This window comes from Pseudomonas sp. BS-2016 (assembly GCF_001806145.1).
Taxonomy (GTDB): Bacteria; Pseudomonadota; Gammaproteobacteria; order Pseudomonadales; family Pseudomonadaceae; genus Aquipseudomonas; species Aquipseudomonas lundensis.
In genome coordinates this window covers 235,253-257,926 of sequence record NZ_MLCT01000019.1, presented here as the reverse complement: position 1 = coordinate 257,926, position 22,674 = coordinate 235,253, and the positions used below count along the sequence as shown (strand labels likewise).

Here is a 22,674-nt window from a genome sequence, read left to right as displayed (position 1 = left end):
AACCATGATCCGGGAGGACAAGAACAAGGCGGATGACAGCTGACACAGCAGCTTGTCCAGCGTTAAGGGGGACGAATTCACCCGCCGGATGCTGGGGGCGATCAACTCAATGCGAATGGAAATAATGGCCGCGATCGCGCGCAAGGATTATGAGCAGCGTCAGGCTCAGGGCATTGAGAAGGCGAAAGCTGCAGGCAAGTATCAGGGGCGACCGGTAGATGAGGAGCTGCACAAGCGGGTGAGGCCTGGGAATGTCCAGTGGTCATGACCCATGTAAAGAGGAGAGTCGTCAGTAAATGAGTCGCCAATGGCTTGAATGAGAAGCTCAAGCTCATCGGTGATGGGAATAGAGGGTTTTATGCATGAGATGACTTCGCTAGGCGTGCCAATTCTTTGCAAACTGAGCGCGCGGAGTAGCCACCCAAGAAGGCCTCACCTATCAAACGCACCCACCTTGCACACACAAAGCAAACTGTGAAAACCGCGTTTAACGTTAGAGCCTTGTGAAATATGGTGTCCCAGGCGGGGTTCGAACTCTTATCCGGAGCCATACCCGTATCGAAAATTCATGCCCCTCTCTAAACTCTTGATCTATATGAATTTGATTGAATCCAATCTGACCGCTTTACGTGCATTCAGATGCACGCGCGCGAACAGGGTAGAAACTTTCAGGATAGCGACGCCGGCAACTGAGGCGTCAGGCTGAGCACATTCCTGGATGACTTGAGCTTGACATTTTGTAAGAGCGTCTTGGATTCATGAGGGCCCCGCTTAAATAGGCCAGAGTGGTTTCTGTAGTGGTCTAATGAAACCGGACACTCATTTAGGCGAGAATGCTCGCCATATCGAGGTGTCAGATGACCAAGCAACGTCGTGTCTTTTCCGCTGAATTCAAACGCGAGGCTGCTGACCTCGTACTCAAACAAAATTACAGCTGCATCGAAGCCAGTCGTTCACTCGGCATTGGCGAGTCGGCCCTGCGCCGTTGGGTCAGTCAGCTTCTGCAGGAACGCACAGGCGTCACCCCGCAGAGCAAGGCGCTCACCCCAGAGCAGCAAAAGATCCAGGAACTGGAAGCCCGAATCGCCCGTCTTGAACGAGAGAAATCGATATTAAAAAAGGCTACCGCGCTCTTGATGTCGGAAGATCTCGAGCGTTCGCACTGATCCATCAGCTAAGCGCCCATGAACCTGTTGACTGCTTGTGCGAGGTGTTCGAAATCACCCGTTCGACTTACTACGCCCATCACCTCAGGCGGCGTTCTCCGGGCGTTGAGAGAATTCGATTACGCAGTCGAGTCAACGAACTGTTCACCCAGAGCCGAAACGCTGCTGGCAGCCGAAGTATCGTGTCGATGATGCAGGATGATGGCGAGCAGATCGGGCGTTTCAAGGTGCGAGGCTTGATGCGGGAACTGGGGTTGATCAGCAAGCAGCCTGGCTCGCATGCCTACAAAAAAGCAACGGTCGAGCGGCCTGACATTCCAAATACACTGAATCGTAAATTCGATGTTCCCGAGCCAAACAAGGTTTGGTGCGGTGACATCACCTACATCTGGGCGCAAGGGAAATGGCACTACCTGGCCGTGGTTATGGATCTCTATGCTCGCCGGATAGTGGGCTGGGCGTTATCAGGAAACCCGGATGCTGACTTGGTCACCAAAGCACTGGATATGGCCTATGAGCAACGCGGGAAGCCTCAAGGGCTGCTGTTTCATTCGGATCAGGGATCGCAATATGGAAGTCGCCACTTCCGTCAGCGTCTGTGGCGGTACCGCATCAGCCAGAGCATGAGTCGCCGGGGCAATTGCTACGACAACTCGCCGATGGAGCGAGTATTTCGCAGCTTGAAAACCGAGTGGATACCTTCAGTGGGTTATATGTCGGTTCAGCAGGCACAACGAGACATCAGTCATTATTTGATGCATCGCTACAACTGGATACGGCCTCATCAATTTAATGGCGGGCTAACGCCGGCTCAGGCCGAGAAAAAACTTAACGTCGTGTCCGGGATTAGTTGACCACTACATTCCACTTTAAGTACACACCATGTCGTGGCTTTGCGGGGCTGAGCAGATGACTTGGCCGGACGGATACTTTGAGTCGACACCTCATGCCAGTGTCAGTAGTGAACTCAGAGTGAATGATCTATAGGCGATTGGCGTACTCTCTGCACAAGGCTTCACTCGGTCCTGTTTCCTGTTATGCCTCTATTTCTTGGTAACACTTTGAAGCACCGCGGCCCCAGCTTATCCCGTCAAAGTATCTCAGGTTCTATCGCCTAATTTGAAGCTGAGCTATGCGTCTCAGTAACGGGAGGCACGACTGCTGTCACAGACCTACCCAGTTGATAAACGCCACCAATCCCCAACGCGCACGCTAACGCCAGACCGCATAGTCCTGCCAGCTGTTTGCGCAGCATCCAGCTCAAGCGCGCCTCACTGGCCTGTTGTTCGCTGCGCAACGCTTCCAGCGTGGCCGTATGAATGACCTTGTTTTCCTCTAATTCGGTACGTAATGCTCGCTGTATCTGACCTTGCATGTCCAAAGTAGCCCTAAGCCGCGCTACCTGCTGCTCTTCATCGACACGCTGCGCTTCAATGCGGCTAAGTATCTGCTGCTGTAGCTTCTGTTGAAGATCTTCAAGCCGTAAATCCATCTCACTGCGCAATTCCGCCAACTGTTGCTTTGCCCTAGTAGCATGAGATTCCTGCAACTGCCGGGATAGCTCGTGCTGGTTTTCAAGAAGGTCCCGTGTCGCTTCCATGCGTCTGTCGAAGTCAGCCAGCAACGAGTCCCGAGTCGTCATCACCTCCTGAGCGATTTGGATAAGCATCTCACCGTGCTCACCCGTAAGCCCTTGCACATCAAGCAAATCGGTCACGTAAATGCGAAGCTTGTTGGATTGATCTCGAATAACCGCCTGATGCTGCTCCAATCGACCGTTTTGCCGAGCCAGCTCCAAAGCCTTTGCCTCCAGATCTTTCTGTTGCTGTTGAATCAGCTCCTGCTGCTTGGTCAATTGCTGCGATTGCAACGAACTGATTACCATCAGTTGCGCCAAAGTTTTAGAGAACTCTGCCTGAACTTCCTGCGCATCCAGCTGCGCGTCCTTCAGTTCGCTACGATTAAACATACGACCTAAAAATCCGCGCCGCTCATGCTCGTCACGAATTTTCTTGAAGTCATCCAACTGCTTGAATGTGTGGTGAAACTTTTCATATACCTCGGCAATATCGATCTGCGCCAGTAGATCATCACTCGGTACCATGTCGGCGAGTTGGGCTATGACGTTGGACATTCGTTACTTTTCCTTTTTGAACTGCTGAAGCAACGAACCCAATCGCTCATTTAAATGCTTCTTGGCATCGATGGCTTGGACCAACACCTCCATCGTGGCATCTTGGGACTGCACCGTCGCAAATGCGTGGGCAATCGATACATCGGTGGCCTGTCCCGCTCTATTGAACTGCGCGTTGATCTGTTCGTTGGTCCGGGCCATCTCACGGTAGCGCGCAGAAATCTCGAACTGCACCTCAACTTGGGCAATCATTCGCTCAGCAAGCTCAGCGCTTGCCTCCAGAGCATTGATCTGCGCACTGATAAAATCGGTGCCCTTGTCTAGCATCCAGTCGATCAGAGAATCGATGCCATACATCAACAGAGCATTGGCCAGCCCGGTCATCAGTCCGGTAAGCACTGGCGCAATCATCCCGGCAATCGGCGCGAGTACAGGAATACCCAAGATGAAAGCATTGATTGACTGCTCCCAAAGCATTCCCGCACCTAGAGTGAACAAGCCAGCCAGACTTTTGCTGACTGCACGGGCGACCTCTGACCCGGGCATGTTCTCTGGTGGCCAGAGCAGCAGCTTCATCGCCTCGAAAAGCTTCTGCATACCCTCACGAATGATCGTCACCACCTTTGCCGATGTCGTGATCAGATTGTTAATTAAGAAGGTGAGTAGATTGCTGATCAGTCCTTGCAAACCACCCTCGAAGAACGCATTGAAAGCATCTTTAAACTTGCCTTGCACCCGCTTGAGCACTCGTTCGATAGCTGCAAGTACTCGGTCGAGTAGTTTCTCTTCGCTGTCGCGCTGGCTCACCACCTTGTGCACCTCGACAAAGCTACCGTTGACCACTTCGAATAGCAGCACGCCCATGGCACGCCGTAATCCGGTCTTGCCAAACTCTTTGGCTCCAGTAAGGCCCAGATCCTTGCCGTGGTAACGCACGCGCTCACCGGTGCCAGGCAAGTGACCATCGATTGCTTTACGGGCTTTGTCGATAATCGGTCGGGTGAGGGATTCGTCGTAGCCATTCTTGGTGGACAGAGTCGCTTCGGCGGCTTTGTGGCTTTTTGCGCGATTGTTCTCGAAGGTGGTGTAGTGCAGGTTGTCTTTTTCTGAAGCCAGCTTCTTGCGATGCTCGGAAGATTTCATCCAAGCACCCTCTCGATGCGCCTGCTTAAGCGGGATGGTGTGGTCCAACTCAGCATTCATCACAACCTTGCCCTTTTCGTTCACTCGCTTGGTCTGTGCTGCTGCACCTGTGTAAGCATCGGTGAAGGTCTGGGAATTCATTTGGCCACTATCAAAAGCCTCTTTGAGCTTCTGCTTTTTGGCGGCTGTGTAGTCATAATCCTTCTTCCGGTTGTAACGCTCCGATCCCTTGGCGTAGATATCAAGGTTCGCGTTGTGCTGGGTGGTGACGTTGCCACCATTGATATCCGAAAACATTGCAGGCGTCAGGCCAAATGGGCCCACCACATTTTGCAAGGCCTCTTCACGGCAGCGGCCGAGCAGCTCCTGCAAACGTTTATTTTTCAATGCCTCGCGCTCGGATCGAGGAGACTCCAGAGGGCGCAGGATGCGCTGATCTTCTTCCACTACCGAGCCAAGTAGCGCGTCTAAGTTGGCTTTAAGAAGCAGGTCAACTTCTTCAGTCAGCCGGGTTGGCATGGAGGCATCCTTGTCAAGAGGGGGGATTAATTGGAGCAGCGATACGGCAACATCATTAAGCCACTATCAATACCCCCTTACAATAAGGCTTATAGATGGTTGCGGATCCGTTACCGCTTAAGGTGGCCCAACGAAGAACGAATGCCGGCGCCTGACCGTCACTTGGACGATCAGCCAAAACGTAGTTGTCACGTGTTGCGCACAGAAGATCTAGAGTCGACATTTATCTCTCCAAAAACCAGGGCGCGTAGCACCGTATCGCCCCAGGCAATAGGTTATGGTCAGCAGGGATTTGGAGAGAGATGGTTAAGAAACCCTTTGAGCTGATCAATCAAGGAAGCGACTTCTTGACCGTGGTTGCTCGGGGACCACTCACCATCGCGGCGATGGTGAGCAGTCTAAGGCTCAATATAGAGTTTTTTCAATAACATCCAATGCAAGTTCGGTACGCATGGCAGACTCAACATTTACCTATCAAAACCACAGATCAAGCGCAATGTTCACGGCCGAACCTTTACTCGCTTGCAGCGGCCTATAGGAAGCAAAGTCGTTGGACACTTCAGTGTGTGGATGGCGGTATCCCCTGTGAAGAGGATTGGAACTAAACACGCTGAATATCGGCTTTATTTTACCGGCCAACCCGGCGTGCCAATTTGCCTTAGCCCCATGATGCATCACCTGTAGGAGCGCGAGATTTTTCACGCGGTGAGAGCTTAGAAAGGCCTGCATCTTTTCAAACCGTGCTGGAGTATTGAGGTAACCATCACCGGTGTAGAGCACACTGCACACCGAAATCGGCCCACGTAGCCTCCAAGGGGACGGTGGCCTAACTGCTACGGAACCCCACATCCAAAATTCGTCCGATTTCGGTCCTATCGGTCCGCCGTAGAGAAACAGCGAGATTAGGTTCTGGTTCTCTTTCTGGCCCTCGAAGTTAAATTCTTTCGCATACAGAGCCTTTAAATCCTTCAATGCACGGGTAGTAACGGCTTTTACACCACCAAGCAGTTTGCCGCGAAGATGAGAAACCTGATCACGAAATGCCTGAGAAGCCATCGGTGCCAACTGCGCATCGTTGTATGGCAAAAACTCCCAACACCCTGCAAGCATGATCCCTGTTCCGTGGGTCATGAATGCTACGCTTGTTCGTTTCCCTGCTGCCCCTGCCATGTTTTCGCTATCAAATCTTTTGTCATCCGCATCACCGAGCCCCCTCAAATCCTCGGTATCAACCTTGACGGGAATGGAACCAGAGCCTTGGGGGGTTGCATCCCTTTCATCTGCTGCTGGTGGGGGTCGTCGGGGCGAGGCGTCCCGTTCTAGAAGTGGCTCAGCAGCAGAAGGCCCGCCTGAAACGAACAAAATACGTTTGACGTTGGCTTCTGGAACTTCGGTGATGAATGCAACTGGACTCACCAGAAATCTCGTCAATTGTGAGCGGTGAGCTCGGTGGGCGTGAAAGGCAATAACAAGCCGTTGCCAAAGGGGCACGTACGGTAACAGAAGATCACCAACATCGAAGCGCGCCAGCAACTTCACAAGGCCGCTGATGTGATCCGTATCGAAGTGGGAAATGGTGACCAGGTCAAGGTAGGGTCGCCGTCCTCCGGACGTCGGGATGCTACGTTCCAAGCCGTTTAGCGAGCTGTCGAGATAACGCTGCTCCGAACCAGTTCCACAATCGTAGACCCAATTGAACTCACAATCACCAGACTGCGAAAGCAGACGAATGCTTCCCGAACTGAATAAACCTTGGCCCACGCCATGAAACCCATACCGGACTTCCATATCCCATCCCATTACGTTTGAAATCCTGTTTCAATGCAGAAAAGTGGCTAGAACCATAATGTAACTGCGTGTCGACCTGCATTGATAGCAAAAAGCCAGACATCTAATCCAATCTTGCGCCGCCGCCCTATTGATTTCCGGAAAGCTGGTCGACGTAAACCTACTTGTCGATGCAGTTAATCCCGATCACCACGCCGGTAATGACATTAATCTTGAGTTAAAAAACTGGAGTTCGTGAACATCCGCCAATGGTGCTACCGTCAGAATGCAGTTCTGATCAGTTTGATCAAGGAGGCCATCGGGAGTGGAGAGCAATGGCGGATTTTTTCGTTCTTCACAGGATGCTGAGCGCCGACGCACAATTCGGCTTGGCTACCGAATACGCTAGCGAAAGCAGTCAAAAGCCTAATGCGGCATTGGCCGCAATCTTGTTAAAGGCAGCTGCTGAGCGGGGTCATAGGGCCGCGCAATTTAATCTCGGTTGTTGCTATGACAATGGGACGGGTGTCGTCCGAGACGAGAAACGAGCCGTCTATTGGTACCTGCAAGCCGCTAAACAGGGTTTCATGCTTGCCGAGTATAACTTGGCCTACTGCTTCGATAACGGCTTAGGCGTGCCGCAAAACTCAATGGAAGCTAACCGGTGGTACCGCAAGGCGGCTGACAGGGGCTATGCGCCAGCTCAACTCGCTATAGCTATCAACCTGGAAGAAGGCCGGGGCTGCCAACGCAGCATGGATCAGGCCGTTCTTTGGTACTTGAAGGCGCTTTCTCGGGCAAAGCTGGATCGGACACTCGCGAAAGCAGTACAGGATCAGGTCCATACCCGCGCCCTTGCCTTAAGCCGATATCTTGAGGCATCTCAGAAGCCAAAACCTGAGACGGTGAAATGCCCGAAGTGCGGTATGACAATCAGATATTCGGTAATGACCGCTCACATGAGCGAGATGCACGGGAATCGGCCAGATAAGCCAAAGCGTGGAACTCACAAGAAACGTAGACCTGCGCGCATCGTCAAACCGCAGCCTCAGCCAGTTATTACCTCGCGAACGTCGGGTCCATCTATTACATCAGTTTTGCCATCATTAGCTCGCTCCCGAAGGGAATGCCTCTGTCCGAGGTGTGGAGGAGACGGAGGAGTCCGGGGTGGATGCACAAAATGCGACGGTACAGGGTGGGTAGCGGCGAACGACTCAAGAGAAGAGCCCTACCGGCCCGCTCATTCTCACGCACAAGCTAACCTGGTTTCCAACGCCAATTACCAGGGAGAAAACCTCGGTGCCCATTTTAGAGATTCAGATGGCAGATTTGGTAGCTTGCCGTTGCATGACGATTTTGGGGATGAAGGGTTCTCCTAGATCTACAAGGATATAGCTTGCCTCAGCGATGTAGGCAGAACGCGCCCCAAAAAATCAGGAGTCTGCCGATTTGCATTCGTTTGCATGCAATACAGCTACCAAACGCCCGAAGACACCCAAGGAAGATTAAAAATAAGTGGTGACTGAGGTAGTGACCAGCTGAAGAGAAAAATCTAACCCTAGTCTGCTCATGTCCTGGATTCCAAAGCTCAAGACACATATTCAGCTACTGAGATTTGTGATTGAGGGTTGAGGGTTGAGACAACGACCTAGTGTGCAGTAGTCGCGCAAGCAAAACGAATACCCCCCCTAGCTACACTCTCTAGAGATCACTTGGTAGGTGGAAGCCGAGGTTCAGCACTCACGAAAACGAGGATCAATTATTCCCACCTTCGCGCCAGTCCAGGTATTTTTGATACAGGGAGCGAGGAACAATCATCCTACGGAGTACCGTTGGCTCGACCAAGTCGCCTTCATCTACGACGTAGAACTCTTTAAAATATTCCAAGAGTAGCTCAGCCACACGAAAACCAATACTTTCGCTAGGTGAAAGAATTGTTACGGTGTCGGCCTGACGTTGGTGTTTCTGAAACTTTAGCAGCTTACTCTCTAATAATTTGTACTGCCGCCCTAACTTGAGCAAATCATATCGAAGACGTTCCTCTATCTCCCGATCAACTTTCTCAGCCTTAACACCCTTACCCATCCATTGATCGAGAAGCCCCCGATAAATAGGCCGAGTCAATAAGGTAGTATAAGCACACCCAGTGGACGAACGAGATTCAAATTTTTCCCGCTCGGTAATCACCACAGCTAAATATTTGGCCAAATCAGTAACGTATTTAAACTGAACCTTATGTTTCGTCGCGCTACCGAGAGCGTCCTCAATGCATTGCAAACGAAATTCAAGATTAATTAGACGAGGTTCATAAGTCATCGCTATCCCAATAAATCAAAAAATGAGTCGCTGATAGAATTTTGACTTTTAGATTCGAACAACATATCGCGCCAGCTTTCAGATTCCAAATAGACGAGTCTGACAAACTCATCCAAATCAAGCTCATTGAACTCGATTTGTGAGCGAATCATTCCTGCGAGTCGCACGGGTGTAGAAAATGACGAAGGCATCATGACCGCATCTACCACATCTTTACGTTTCAGCAACAACAAACGAACGGCTTTCTCTGTGAGATACTGGAACTCCTGTGAGTTGGAAAGTGGAAAATTTATTACCTCGCCCAGTCGCAAAAGAAATCCTTCCGACGAATCAGATTCAACCTCATATCGATGGACCAACTGAAACGAATCGTCGCGCAGGCCCGTATGAAAAGCGTCACTCGAATCAGATTGCTGCATCTTAATTACGGTCCAAAGTGATTCCTCAATAGTCATCCAACCTATTAAATCGCGGGCTTTCCTCTTAAGCTCTATGTCTAACACCTTCAGTTCAGCATCCGACAGTTTCTTTCCGCTTGTATAATCCGTTATCGCAGATTGTATACGACTAAGCTCCTCACCTTGCTTAACTCTCTCGGCAGCCACCTGTGCAATATTATTAGTTGAAAAAATAGCATAAGGACATAATGCACATCGCCGTTCGCCTCCTAACTCCGCAACGACTTCATATGGACAAACAAAATTAAATGGGCACAGATGAGTGTACACCGCCCCAACATTACATGAGCTTTCTTTGGCAATCAACTCCAACCCATTATATTTAAACTTCCCAGGCGACTCGTTCCTAAGTGAAAACAAACCTAAATTTTTTATTAAGCTGCTGAAACCGTTCGGTCGCGAATCTTTAATTAAAGACAAAATTCCGGAAGAGGATATTGAATCAGCAAAGGTATTTGACAGACACCACTCGACCGCCTCACCACTAAAGGCACCTTTGAGTTTTTCTCTCAGTATATTTCCACCCTTATTGTATCTGCGAAGGGACGATTCTTTCTGGCCAGTGCAAAAAACTAGTGCGTCAGGATCAAGCAACGTACTCATCGCTGTGATAAATGAAGCGCGCGCACCGTGAGGTGTAACGCTGGGGCGCAGCCTTAATGGACAATATGGCCCGCCATAAAGACTTCCACCGTCGGACGTTACAACTTTAACCTTACTTTCATCCAAACCTCGAATCCAATCTTCCCATTTGAAACTACTTTTTGGTGAGTTTATATGTAACGGCAAAAACGCAACCAACGGCTTACATGGTATCTCATTAATCCCAAGCCATTGTTGAAATGCATATATCTGCGTTACCCAAGCATCAGCATAGGCATGATCAGTGATAGGATGCCCAGTTCTTGGATCAGCGGCAAACAAAGGAAGTATCTTTCCCCACTTTGAACTAGTTGAATTATCATAATAAACGTACTCAGCAAAACCTGAGCAACCAGCGTCAATCATCGAATTCCTCCAACGCCATTGATTATCTAGCATAAAGAGAACCCGCATTATGGAAACAATTATAAAAGGCGACTCTTGAATTTTATCGGTGTTGAGGATTATAGACGTGAGTTGTTGAGGCTCTGTCGATGATCTATCGGCAACTCGATCATACATGTTTGCATCAAGCCATTGCGCTGTTTGCCCCCTAGCTCCAGTTTCCAAAATTAGCAGTGAGAATCTTATGGAGCCAGGATTATAGTAAACCTTCATCTCATTCCGAACGAAGGAAAACAACGTGGCAGGAGCAGATAGAATCGGTACAGCCCGCCCGTTCCGCCAGACAATCGGGACGTAGCCGAGCATTGAAAAGTCAACATCTACCGCGTTAGACAAACATCTAGAAACCTCCGCATCTATGTCTTGAGAATTTTCACACCCCCATTCCGAGAAAGATTCTAAGGCGTATAAGTAGTCCACAAACAATAGCAATAAACCGTCCGGAAAAATATTCTTTACAACTTGCGCTCGCTTGATTGACTGTGGAACTCTTTTAACCGGCTGTATTAATCCGATGCACCCTTCGAGATCTGGAGCATAAATAATCAGATGATCAAAAAACCTCCGATAAATCGTTATGGTTTGATTGTTTTCTGTAAACCCTAGATGCCGATAAAATTCAATTAGAGACAACGGACGAAGAGAACCCTCACATGTACAATGATAGTGCACAGAAGAGGAGAATTTGGCAGGCTCGTCTGGATATACCACAACTGAATCTGGATTGTCGCGATTCCACAATGGAAGGTAGATGAAAAGGTAGAGATTAAGTCTTCCAATTGCACTTCGGTGAGATTTATCCTTTTCTAAAATACGGAAATTGAAGTAGTTTTCCTGTGCAGAAATCCAAATGGTGAAACTTCTTTTTATATCAATACCGATGTCTTTCATGACGCCTACGACGTCGTACACATCAATCGCACGATAAGAAAAATTCGTAGCACCACCAGTCCTCACTAGCAATTTTTTAACAGTATCCAGCGCTGAGGATTTTTCCGATATTACAAACCGCACAACGTCGTCTGTACTACCGTGGACGATAACTCTACTATTCCCGGACGTTATGTCCTCTACCCATCGTTTCACATCAGGACTAAGCGCATTGGGACATTCCGAATGAACTGTTTTGATTATTTGAACCAAAGGGATAGGTGAAATATTTTTTCCGAAAGGTTTAATTTCTCGGTCCGAGTAATCACGTAATTGAGCTAACCGCCAAGCATTGAGATCTCCAACATCGATAGAGCTAAGATTATGCCAAGAAGAAGCTAGAATTATTTTTGTGGCTGTCTGAAACACACGTCTGTTTTGTCTCTCCTCAGTGTCATACTCTAATTTGGAACCGCTACCGGTATGAGCGCGATTATCTAGCCTGCGAAATAGTTTCACTCCATCTGAATATACAGCATCAGCCCCTTCTAGATCGTCGAGCCATCTCGCGGGAGGACGAGAAAAGAAATAAGGCAGCACCACTGCTTCGTCTTTATATAGGCACAATAGCAGCACTTTTAAACCAAACCTAAGGTTGTTGGCCGCTGACTCTGACAACGTTACTTTAAATTTTGGAATGACCTTCCTAATACTCTCACGATGAAGCTTCACTTCTTCCGTATTCAAACTTGAAAACCAATATGCAAATTGAACGAAAGCTTCGTTATTTTCAATCACTGTGTCTTGATGTGTAAACACACGAACAAAATCGTATAGATCCTTACGTACCGCCGGCATACTGCATTTTTCTGAAATAATCCTAATCGTTTTGTCTAGGGCATTCTTCACTATCGAATTCAGTTCATATCCTTTTTTGAGGACAACTACTTCGTTTGACAAGTTAATCATGTGCTCTCCCTTACAAAACGCTACAATACGGATAATCTTATACAACCTGTTTCCTTACAAACTGGATTATGCGCAGCGAATTAGTCAGAATTATCTTTATCTTTACCCTTGCCCCTACTTTTCTCCTTCGCTCCACGTTCTTGAGCGAGCTTCGCCTTAAACACCTCAAGCTCTTTTTCAAGAAAACCAACATGGTATTCAATAGCTGAAAGTGGCTCACGCTGACACCGCGTGGAGAATGCACTTGCAAGTTTTGCCAGCACTTGGTTTTTGTCAGCCTTAGCATATCTCCGCAAGTTTTCTACTTCGATGTGCCCAGTCAATAGCATCAATTCACTTTCAGTAAGTCCGAAGCCACCAGAATGCTCCAGAAAATTTTTCATGAAGTAAATGTAACTGTGACGTAGACTATGAGGCCCCATAGAAACATGAGGCAACCCGCATGCATCCAGAATGGGTCTCGCGGCAGTTTGGAAGGGCTTTAAGATCGTCTTTGAGTAATCAGACAAATAGAGAGGTGCACCAGATTTGGTTTGAAAGACAAAACGATGGCCACTCCCAACCTTATACTCGAATTTCAAGTATAACTCTAAATAGTGAAAAAACAGTGTTTTATACGGTTCCAGCATAAACGTAAACTCTGTACCCCTTCCTTTCCACTCAAGCTTTAAATATTCTTCCTCGCTAATTCCCGCGTAAGCCGCAGACAAGTTTTGCCTGGAAGCTGGCTCGACTATTAATACCTCTTGCGCAACTAAGTCTATATCCGCCCAAATCACCTGATCTGCTTCAGATTCGCGGCAGGCTGTTGCGGCAATTAACGACCAAAGAGCTGAATTTCTGTATGACGTTGCAGATTTTATTAGCGGAACAATCTGATCCAGCGGAAAATACTTCGTTTCATCAATAGGATCTGCACCGCTTTTTATGAGAGGTAAATTGGGAAACAGCGTTGATTTAAAAGCCATTCCTTGCTTTTGAGTTGTTATCTGCTTTTTATTGCGCTTCGATAACTCTGAAACATTTAAGTTAGAATTTACGTACTTCAGCGCGCCCAACATCTCCAAGTCATATTTCGACGCCACCTCTAGCCCAGAGGCAGCATAATCAATTAAACTGGTCAAGTAGCTATGACTTTCCTGAATAAATCCTTGTACCGGAGCGTGGTATCCAATCGAGGAGCTTGCGCTGATCAACGGTGAGGTTTTAACCAAGCAGATTTTTTTTACTATCTCGCTAAAGGATTTCTCACCTAACGTCAAATATGAATCGTAACTTCTGCATAGACTCACGACATTTGTCGTGGTTAGCGGTATCAACTCAAAACCCACTGCCATGAAATCAAGAAAGATGGGGAGCCGATAACCGGATGCTTTGATTGAATTCCAAGGCACCCTTCTATCAACCAAACTACGCATATACATAGTGTATGGTTGGTACTCCTCACCAAAGTTTTCGTCCTTAAGCGAATGCAGTGTCCAAATCGGGACACCATTATAGAATGATTTCTGCCGGTAATATTTTATGAGCGGACTGGCCATGACACATTCATCCAGACAAGATGAATGTATTAAACATGCCCGTTAACTTCTAGGCAACAGATTACTACATTCACAACGCGCAGCTTTTAATGTAATAATAAAGCCTAATATATGCTTGCCAAGCATACGTAAACACACACGTTACAGTCAATCGCACTGACACTTAACATCCGCAAATGTTAAATCAATAGCCACAACAAAGACTTAACTAACCACCAACTCACGACTTGACACGCATATAATATAAATAAAACAAACGCCATGCGTATGCGTCAGACAAACATCCTCTCACCCCGCAAATTCAATCGAAATAATACGACCAACTCTTAGTTCCAATAAAACTAGAGTGCATACAAAAATCAACCACAGAAGAGAAAAGCCTACGACAATATCTGTCATATTTTGCACACAATCCAGCTAATGCAAAGAGCACTTACAGCCGATAAAATTTATTATATCGTTCCATTTTAAGATGCGACGCTATTACAGTCTAAAAAGTTCATAGTCTTTTCCGACGAAGACAGACCGACTGGAGTGGGATAAACCAGAGACTTTCGGGGCGAAAAAAAAACGAGAGAACTATTTGGCAAAAAAAGGCCCGTTTGGGCCAGTGTTTATACGGCAACTGCTATTTTCGCCACGTTTCAACCGTGTCTGCACCATGCTTAAGCTTCCACTGCTTCAGTAGGCGATGATTGCCCCCCTTCGTCTCAACTCGTTCCCCCGTCTCTGGATGTGTGTAAATTTTGACTTCACGTGGCCGACGAGTATTGCGACCTACCTGGGTAGCATTGCCTTTGCGCCGACTCCCTTGCGGATCAAGCAGGCTGATAACGTCTGGCAAGCTACGCCCGTATTCGCTCAATAACTTACGAAGCTTGTTTTCGAACTCCATTTCCTCCTGAAGACCGGAGTCTTTCTTCATATGCTCCAGCTCCGCCAGCTGCGAGGCTAGTTCCTGCTCAAGCTTTCGGTATTCGGCAAGACGAGACATGGTAAGACCTTCTCTGATTAGTGATGGTTACTGCCGGTGACTCTACAGTTGTTGAGGTGCGGGTATGGGATACCGATAAACGTGGGGTTGGAACTCACCCACAGACGTGGCTGGCACCTAGATTAGATCAAATGAAGGCTGAAATGGCCTCAGAAAAGATACCCACACGCCTGATACTAGAACAACGAAAAATGATATGTGAGATTTTTTGTGCTCTCCGGACTCACAAGATAGAAAGTCAATGAGCATATATATCGGTATTTGCTATGGGTGCCCGACAGACGAGCCATTCAAATGTGGTCAGATTCGGCGGGGGCGTTACCGAGGCTCCCTACTTTGCAATTTTACTATTTGATGTGCTTGCCTATCTCTCGTAACTTTCCGATCGTTATCACGGACGCCCAAGTGACTTTGCCGGTGCCAGAGCATTCACCTTGCAAGAGTCATCTTAAGGCTTGCCGAAAACCACCCGTGCTTTGAATTGATTGCGAAGGATGAGATATGCCACGGTGACACCGATCAGGCAGTAGATAATCATCGAGAAACCTATGAAATGGGTCGACTTCAACACGCCAATAAAAAGTGGGCTCAAAAGAACCATGATCCCTGCACTGAGCGCGACGACCATCGAGACGGGCTTCACGGGCGACCGCATGACCACCTCACCATCTGCGAGTTTTGCAGCGTAAAGGGTATGCGCCCCCAAAATGCCTGGAACCAACGACAATTTTACAGTCCGCCCTACTTTCAAAAACGATCTCATAAAATCATCGCAAACAATGTTTGTTACGCGCCTCCCATTAACCTTGATGAAAGACAGCGTTCTTTCGCCCTCGGAATACGAACCAAAGCCAATTTCTTCAACAACACCATCAAGAATTATTATGCCCACAGTTGGATCTCCCCATTCCAAGCGATTAGGACGGATCTAATCATGTTATTTGGAGTGGGCGTAATTACACGCCCCAGTAGTCAATGGAAATTGAAGGTCCAGCAAAACCCGCGTCAGTAGCGCTCAATGCGCCCAAATCACAGATCAGTACCGCTCAGGATCAACCCAGAACCCCAGTTCATTTATAACGTCGTTGAGCGAACCCACAATTCTCGGCTCTGCGTATAACTCCGCTGCTGTATACGATAAAGCCATTGCCAATCGCATCTCTGCTTCGCCGAGACTCGCGGGGTCAAACGGCCACACTTGAACCTTCGAGACGCTGGCGTCATTCATGTGAAAGACGTCAACCAACTCAACCCGCTCGTGGATGCTTATCCAACCGTGCAACGAGATTCCGTAGGTGCGCTGTGGCCAATCGGCAAGCATCGTCCTTTTATCTAAAAATGTATCTCCAACATGTACTAGCCCTTCAATCGGCAGCTGACGAACCATGAGATCGAACAACCTGGGCGAAGACACGCACTGTTTCACGTCCTCTAGCTCGATGAGACTGCCATCCCTATGAAAGTAACTCTTCAACTCATCGATGAGCCCATGCCGATTCACCATCCCAAACCGAGGCGGTTCAATTGCCATAGTGGGTCTCACAACGAGGATGGTGGTAATGCAGCCCCCTGTTGGGCGCGCGATTGCCACAGATGGTACAAATATGAACGGAGGCTGATTCCGCTAAATTGAAAACACCTTCAACAAAATCGTCGCCTCCACGGTAATGAATCCTCAATCCACCGAATTTTTCCTTAACCTCCACGACGGTCACTTCTCCGCAGCCAGGACTAATATCGGTTCTCCCTGAAACAAGGGAAAAAGCATGATTGAGAATGTCGAACCATCCATCCCCGCAGTCAAAGCCCCAAAAAAGTGATCGTTCACTATCACGGCATTTGGAAAAAGCGAGAGATTTGGTTTGCAGAGCAAATGTTCTAGATCGGGGCTCACTTGAAATATCTCCTACCGCACCGGCCATATGGTTTTTCCCGCGGAGGTATTCCCTTTCCTTGCCGGATAAACGTTTCCACCCGCGACTTCGTACGAGTACTTCCTACCTTCCTCACCGGGTATGGCGATCAATTTTGAAAGCGCCTCCATGCGCCACCCGTCCGTACCGTTCAACCATCCCGGCGATACAAGCTGTACCCCACTGACAAAAGCGCTGTCCGAGTCTGATTGCACCAGGCTCATCAGGCCGATGACATCTGGGATCATGTACTGCTGAGCACACACGCAGTCGGGATCGCCATCCTGAAAATATTGGTGCGTCACATAGAACCATTCACGATTTGCGGACTGAGCGATGAACGCCCAGCGCGTCTTGTTCTGCTCGAAAGACGGCAGCATCGGCAGCCTCGCTGCCTCATAGGTTTCGAACATATAATTTCTCTAAAAGTGAAAATGAGCAGTATAGTGCGTGGCAGTATAGTGCTCATTCAGTGCTTCATCATCCCTTTTGTGGGATGAGAAAATGGAACTGAATGCCGCTTTCGCGAATGCGCTGAAAAAGTTACGAAAGCGACGGAAGCTCACTCAGGAAGATTTTGTCTCGGTGACGAGTCGGGGATACATGAGTCAGCTTGAACGTGGGATGAGGTCTCCAACGCTCGATAAGGTCGGAGACCTTGCTGCTGTCATGAACGTCCACCCGGCAAGCGTCGTGATTGCGAGCTACCTAGAAGCACGGCCAAACGAAGACCTTGAATCGCTGTTCCGACAGATCCAGTCGGACCTTGGTTGGCTAGCTTCAACTGAAGAAGACGAGACGCCTTTGGATGATTAGGTAATGATGGGCACTCAAATTCGTGCGGTTCTCTCGGGGCACATGAATGATCGACCACATGAAAGAAGGCGAAGAAATAAAGCTCCCATCGGACTCGTTTCTGAGCATGCTTGATGCTCGCTCAGATTGGTTGACGACTTCAACGCTCATACGCGAAGGACTGCCTTCGTCCTTTTTCAGCGACCTGAGTTTGTTGGTCGGGCTTTCTCCAGCAGCCCTGGGGAGGCTCCTTGGCGTAAAAGTTTCCACGCGCAGGCGCTGGCTGAAGGCACAGATGTTGAATCCAACTGAAAGCGATTACCTCTACCGTAAAGCGGTTGTCCTCAGCAGTGCGCTGGGGTTATTCGAAGGTAACAACATGGCCATGCGTAACTGGCTGGAACGACCCGCCCTGGCATTGGGCAAGAAAGCGCCAGCAGAGCTGTTTTCCACATTCGTCGGGCTAAACTTTGTTGAAGCTCTAATCTGGAAAATAGAGCACGGCGTCGTTGCATAAATTTGAGTACATGCAAAAAACCATCATCGTCTTCTGTCGCCCCATCGATGCCAATGCTGGCTTACCCGAATGTTATGAAGGCGATGAGGTACTTACGGATATGCTAGCCAGATATTTTTTAGCAGCATAGTTATCTCCCCCCACGCGACTATAAAGTTTAACGGATTACTCCTTCTCTTTGTTCATGGCCGCGAGGAACATACTATTTTCTAGCGGAGTTAACTCATTATCAACATCCGCAAAAAAAAGCGAACTGAGAAGACTATAAGGTTCGTAAAGTTCTATTTTCTTATCAAACGGATAATCAGAGTCTATCTCTGACCCCAGTATCATCTGAGCATCTTCAGGCAGTTTCTCTGATACAAATTTTATTACTTTAGGTAAATTGATAGCATCTTGACCCTGCTGATTGGGTGAGTCGATAACTAAGGGAACTGTGAAGGCGCCATTTTGTCCGTAGCAGGCATCCCAAATAGCGGAGTAATACGCAAGTATAGATCTTGGTCCACCGCTACCAGAAATATTAGGCCTGCTTGTCAGTAATGGCTTGGTCTTTTCACTGGGAGGTAAATTCAAATCAAAAAGTGCAACCGAGTAAGATTCTCGATACTGCTTTAGTATTTGAGCGGAGCGTTTTCTATCAGTAAGACTGCTCATTATAGAGTTGAAAATTTCGACTTTTCCTGCATGGCCAGCTATTTCACCATCAAGAGATGCCTGCTCTTCCTCGAATGCCTGAAACGCCTGTTCGGCGCCTAGACTTTCTATAACCTCACGAAATTGAAGATCCCCTCTTCTAATATTCAAAAGCTCTGAGATTTGATAATATTGCTTTTCCAAAGCGCCAATTTCTGCCAGCGTCTTTTGAAGCTTAATATTAATACCTTTTGCATCGCCCTCAAGCCTTACCGTAATATCACGTAAAGAGCGCGCATCGTCCGCATAAGTAAGCAGATCCATGAAAGACTCAGAATGCTCAGCATTACATACAGGACAAACAAGCGCCTCCCTTTGTTCCGTGCGCAAGTATTGGGTATCTCCTTCATAGGTGCGCAATGCTGCTGTCGCTAAATGGATCTGGAGGTTTATGTTACTTAGGAGTTCTTTCTCTGATACGCATTTTGACCGAAGCACCTCTTGCGTACTATTGAGTTGCGTGACCTCTTCAGTCAATCGTTTTATTTCGTCATTGAAATTTTCAGACGTGATTTTGGGGCCAAAAAAAGAAAGCTTTTTTCCAAACCTTTCTCTAGCTTTTACCAAGAAGCTATATTCTCTTTTCAAGTCCTCTAAGAGCCGCTGTTCGGCATCTCTGCCAGCCTTTGCCTCGTAGTACTCGGGGGGTTTAATACCAGTAAAATATTCAAGAATTGAGGCTACCGGCTTATTGAATTGTTGCAAGCCAGTGAAAGTGGTCCATGTGGATTGCCAACTGCCATCTTGATTAATGTAGAACGGTAGAAAAAAACACTTAGGGTCAGCGGGGACACTTTTCCCACTTTTGTCCATTAGAACGAGATTGAATCCAGTAACAGAAGCGAAAGCGGCACTCCATTCAGCGTGATCCGTAGCTACAGTTATTAATTCCCCCCCTTCGTTAAAAAGCGCTCGTACTCCCGCACTATGAAGCACACGGAGTTTTCGCCCATTAATGCGAAAATCTACCAGTGATACAGTTTGATTATCCCACTGACCCAGCTCTCCCTGCGGTTTAGCGCCAAACGTCAGGTATAGAGATTTGAGCAGGCTTGATTTCCCCGTGTGATTCCTGCCCCAGATCAGATTTTTGTTCTTGTGGAATGATACTTGACGCGCTCGTCCGTCCTGCCGGGAGAGCAGCCAAATACTTTCGAATAGAAAGCTTCTCATATGATTTTGTCCGTAGGCTTCTTACAAGCTTTCTTAGGTCTGGGCCACGCATTTTTTGAGAGCCCTTAAAAGGAAAAGTGCGGTAAAATCCGGGTCACGGATAAGTGGAAACTTCGAGGCTAAGTCGAGCTTGGCGCTTTCAAGAAACAGCGAAATTTTTCCCGACAAAGAATTTGATTCAAGCCAATCATCAATTTCGATTACAAGAGGAGCGATAATAGGATCCTCCCCATTCATCACTTGAAGCCTAAAAATTTTTGATGCGGCTACTCTTACACCTGTTTTTTCAAAAAAGTTAATACTGCCCTCTAACTCTAACTGACTTAACCAGTCCTCCAATAAGAGCAGATAATCAGGAAGGTGTTCCAACTGACTTAAGGCAGACGCAAACTCTGAACGAGAGTAACCCCGCTCTTTTCTAAGCTCTTCAAATGTTGAGCACTTATCTGTTTTTGCGCCGAGAGGGCCAACTTTTGCAAGCAGCGCCTCAACCAATGACTGGGCTTGTCCCGCGTGGCGCGGGCTTCTAGAAGTTAAAAATACAACTACCGTACCTATCAAATACTTGATCGGAGCATCCGGATTTATGTGAACTTTCCCTACATGAATTAGCGAAGGATCAGCAGACAGTGTCCCTGAAGCATGTAATGTCTCAAGCCCCAACTTAAGACTTTTCAAGTGCTCCGTTTCAAGATTGGAAAGGTCGCAAGGGAGAGACGTAGCAGCGTTGCCTCCACCTACTAACGGGAGATCACAACCACTGTTTGAAATAAATTCGCCGTTTGACCTCAGACCTTCGAATGCTAAAACAGAAGAATACAACTTCCCAATTGGGCTATCTTGAATCTCTGGAGCTGGGTGCTTAGACTTTCTTCTAATCTTACCTGGCTCTACTAAATTAGTAAGTTCTCCCCATTTCCACTCACCACGATCCTTCTTCTTGACTTGGTAAATACGAATGGACGATGGAGATACTGATGAATCTAATTCCGCAACATCTTGAATTGTTTCAAAAAGAAAAAGAAAGTCTTCTTTTCCAAGGCTCTCAAGCTCAAACATCCGGTCAAGCGCCCAAGTACGCTGGAATTCTATGCCTTTTTGATTGTGCCCCCCACCTGACTCCGTAAGGTCTTTACGGCGAGCCACATGTAAAATCTCTTCGGCTTGGTCGCTGTCCATATCAAAGCCACTATCGTCCACCAATTATGGCCAAACAATATCATGCGTGACGCAAAATGGGGTATGACTTTCAGGTGGTGAAAATGGCTTCTGACAGGTATCAGCGTAGGTAGACATGTCTCCCGCCATCGACGCCTCTAAAAAAGGGAGCGTCTCCCCGCCCGGCATGCTTTTTTTTACCTGATGATTTTGGCAGCAGCTTCGCCCCTCCTACCAATTGGATCTCGGCTTTTTCCAACGCAGTCGCTGCGCAGCGCTGCCAAACCGATTCAAGAGGGCGCAGATCAGATTCGATCACCGCCTTTTGACACCATTGATAATGGTCATGCCAAGAACACGAAACTCTGAAAAGACTTCCAGATTTGGTGAAATACTCACCTCGCACAAACTGAACGGTTGAGCCCCGATGAAACAGATGTCCTTCGCCGATGCCGAGCATGCCGGCAAACGTAAGCAGACCCGCCGCGAGCGCTTCCTGATCGAGATGGATGGTGCCCTGGGAGGGCTTGGTTGCCTTGATCGAACCGTATTATCCAAAGGACGACGGTGGCCGTACGGCCTATCCATTGATGGCCATGTTGCGGGTTCATTTGATGCAGAACTGGTTCGGTTACAGCGATCCGGCAATGGAAGAAGCGCTTTACGAAACGACGATCCTGCGCCAGTTTTCAGGGTTGCATTGGGATCGAGTTCCTGACGAAACCACGATTCTCAACTTCCGGTGCCTGTTGGAGAAACATGAGTTGGCGGGCGGAATTTTGCAGGTTATCAATGACTATCTGGGTGATCGTGGCTTGATGCTGCGCCAAAGCACGGTGGTCGACGCAACGATCATTCATGCGCCGAATTCAACCAAGAACAAGGACGGTAAACGCGATCCTGAAATGCATCAAACCAAGAAAGGAAACCAATATTATTTTGGAATGAAAGCACACATCGGGCGTCAATGCCGAGTCGGGTTTAGTCCATAGCTTGGTGGGCACGGCGGCCAATGTGGCGGACGTGACACAGGTCGATCAGTTGCTGCATGGCGAGGAAACTTACGTCTACGGCGCTGCGGGTTACACCGGAGCGGACAAGCGCCCGGAGCATCAGGGTCGCAAAATGATCTGGTCGATTGCGCCCCGCCCAAGCAGCTATAAAAAGCACGCGAAGAAAAGTTTGATCGGTCGCCTGCGACGCAAGATCAAATACGCGAAAGCACAGGTACGGGCCAAGGTTGAGCATCCATTTCGCGTGATCAAGCCCCAGTTCGGCTATACGAAAGTGCGCTTTCGTGGCTTGTCGAAAAACATCGCTCAGCAGACGACGTTGTTCGCCTTGTCGAATCTATGGATGGTGCGAAAACGGTTGGTGGGTATGGGCGAGGTGCGCCTGTAATGTGGACTAATCACCCTGGAACAGTACGATTAGGAAAGATCCATGAGTTAAGGACACGAAAGGTCTGTTTTTCGACCGACTAATGATTTTTTGAACC

At 48.1% G+C, this 22,674-nt stretch carries 17 protein-coding genes and 2 pseudogenes; 6 read left to right on the top strand and 13 right to left on the bottom strand.

Annotation, left to right across the window (positions count from 1 at the left end; translation table 11 throughout):
* Positions 1-61: 61 nt before the first annotated feature.
* Positions 62-241: pseudogene (locus BKD70_RS11545) on the top strand (serine recombinase); the annotation flags it as partial.
* A 616-nt stretch (positions 242-857) separates the two neighbouring features.
* A protein-coding gene (locus tag BKD70_RS24220; RefSeq protein WP_087148787.1) for an IS3 family transposase occupies positions 858-2,020 on the top strand; the annotation gives its coding sequence in 2 pieces (ribosomal slippage) (positions 858-1,113 and positions 1,113-2,020; 1,164 coding nt in all).
* Positions 2,021-2,280: 260 nt separating this feature from the next.
* Here the strand turns inward: BKD70_RS24220 and BKD70_RS11530 are convergent.
* From BKD70_RS11530 to BKD70_RS11520, 3 genes are all read right to left on the bottom strand, one after another.
* On the bottom strand, positions 2,281-3,300 hold the full coding sequence (locus BKD70_RS11530; RefSeq protein WP_047276883.1) for a hypothetical protein: 1,020 nt from the start codon (positions 3,298-3,300) through the stop codon (positions 2,281-2,283).
* A gap of 3 nt (positions 3,301-3,303) precedes the next feature.
* Positions 3,304-4,962, bottom strand: coding sequence for a hypothetical protein (locus tag BKD70_RS11525; RefSeq protein WP_047276885.1), 1,659 nt, complete (start codon positions 4,960-4,962; stop codon positions 3,304-3,306).
* Positions 4,963-5,436: 474 nt separating this feature from the next.
* Positions 5,437-6,762, bottom strand: a complete 1,326-nt coding sequence (locus tag BKD70_RS11520; protein ID WP_047276886.1) for a hypothetical protein — start codon at positions 6,760-6,762, stop codon at positions 5,437-5,439.
* 236 nt (positions 6,763-6,998) lie between these two features.
* Between BKD70_RS11520 and BKD70_RS25645 the strand changes: the two genes are divergently transcribed.
* Positions 6,999-8,108: a tetratricopeptide repeat protein gene (locus tag BKD70_RS25645; protein WP_080960367.1), complete on the top strand. Its 1,110-nt coding sequence runs from the start codon at positions 6,999-7,001 to the stop codon at positions 8,106-8,108.
* Positions 8,109-8,484: 376 nt separating this feature from the next.
* On the opposite strand, the gene BKD70_RS11510 is transcribed toward BKD70_RS25645, so the two are convergent.
* The 8 genes from BKD70_RS11510 to BKD70_RS11475 all read right to left on the bottom strand — a co-directional run bounded on the left by BKD70_RS11510 (position 8,485) and on the right by BKD70_RS11475 (position 17,250).
* Positions 8,485-9,045 carry a hypothetical protein gene (locus BKD70_RS11510; protein WP_047276888.1) on the bottom strand — a complete coding sequence of 187 codons (561 nt, stop codon included), beginning with the start codon at positions 9,043-9,045 and terminating at the stop codon, positions 8,485-8,487.
* A 2-nt stretch (positions 9,046-9,047) separates the two neighbouring features.
* Positions 9,048-12,389 (bottom strand): hypothetical protein, encoded by a 3,342-nt coding sequence (locus tag BKD70_RS24735; RefSeq protein ID WP_139047521.1) that lies wholly within the window; start codon positions 12,387-12,389, stop codon positions 9,048-9,050.
* Positions 12,390-12,469: 80 nt separating this feature from the next.
* Positions 12,470-13,930, bottom strand: coding sequence for a tyrosine-type recombinase/integrase (locus BKD70_RS11500; RefSeq protein ID WP_052892195.1), 1,461 nt, complete (start codon positions 13,928-13,930; stop codon positions 12,470-12,472).
* A gap of 628 nt (positions 13,931-14,558) precedes the next feature.
* A complete protein-coding gene (locus BKD70_RS11495; protein ID WP_047276892.1) occupies positions 14,559-14,924 on the bottom strand; it encodes a histone-like nucleoid-structuring protein, MvaT/MvaU family in 366 nt (121 codons plus the stop codon).
* Positions 14,925-15,372: 448 nt separating this feature from the next.
* Positions 15,373-15,816, bottom strand: a complete 444-nt coding sequence (locus BKD70_RS11490; RefSeq protein WP_047276895.1) for a hypothetical protein — start codon at positions 15,814-15,816, stop codon at positions 15,373-15,375.
* A gap of 144 nt (positions 15,817-15,960) precedes the next feature.
* Positions 15,961-16,455, bottom strand: a complete 495-nt coding sequence (locus BKD70_RS11485) for a hypothetical protein (protein ID WP_052915056.1) — start codon at positions 16,453-16,455, stop codon at positions 15,961-15,963.
* A complete protein-coding gene (locus BKD70_RS24730; protein ID WP_139047522.1) occupies positions 16,445-16,846 on the bottom strand; it encodes a hypothetical protein in 402 nt (133 codons plus the stop codon). Before BKD70_RS24730 ends, BKD70_RS11485 begins: the two co-directional genes overlap by 11 nt.
* Entirely contained in the window at positions 16,831-17,250 is a 420-nt protein-coding gene (locus tag BKD70_RS11475; protein WP_047276902.1) for a hypothetical protein, read from the bottom strand. Before BKD70_RS11475 ends, BKD70_RS24730 begins: the two co-directional genes overlap by 16 nt.
* 91 nt (positions 17,251-17,341) lie before the next feature.
* Here BKD70_RS11475 and BKD70_RS11470 point away from each other — a divergent pair, with 91 nt between their 5' ends.
* Positions 17,342-17,653: a helix-turn-helix transcriptional regulator gene (locus BKD70_RS11470; RefSeq protein ID WP_047276904.1), complete on the top strand. Its 312-nt coding sequence runs from the start codon at positions 17,342-17,344 to the stop codon at positions 17,651-17,653.
* Between the two features lie 58 nt (positions 17,654-17,711).
* Positions 17,712-18,149, top strand: a complete 438-nt coding sequence (locus BKD70_RS11465) for an antitoxin Xre/MbcA/ParS toxin-binding domain-containing protein (RefSeq protein ID WP_052892196.1) — start codon at positions 17,712-17,714, stop codon at positions 18,147-18,149.
* A gap of 165 nt (positions 18,150-18,314) precedes the next feature.
* Here BKD70_RS11465 and BKD70_RS11460 read toward each other — a convergent pair whose 3' ends face one another.
* Together BKD70_RS11460 and BKD70_RS11455 are read right to left on the bottom strand one after the other, a co-directional pair.
* Positions 18,315-20,018, bottom strand: a complete 1,704-nt coding sequence (locus BKD70_RS11460; RefSeq protein WP_047276906.1) for a hypothetical protein — start codon at positions 20,016-20,018, stop codon at positions 18,315-18,317.
* A gap of 33 nt (positions 20,019-20,051) precedes the next feature.
* Positions 20,052-21,197, bottom strand: a complete 1,146-nt coding sequence (locus tag BKD70_RS11455; RefSeq protein ID WP_047276908.1) for a dsDNA nuclease domain-containing protein — start codon at positions 21,195-21,197, stop codon at positions 20,052-20,054.
* Between the two features lie 406 nt (positions 21,198-21,603).
* Between BKD70_RS11455 and BKD70_RS11450 the strand changes: the two are divergent.
* A pseudogene (locus tag BKD70_RS11450) lies at positions 21,604-22,577 on the top strand (IS5 family transposase).
* Positions 22,578-22,674 lie beyond the last annotated feature (97 nt).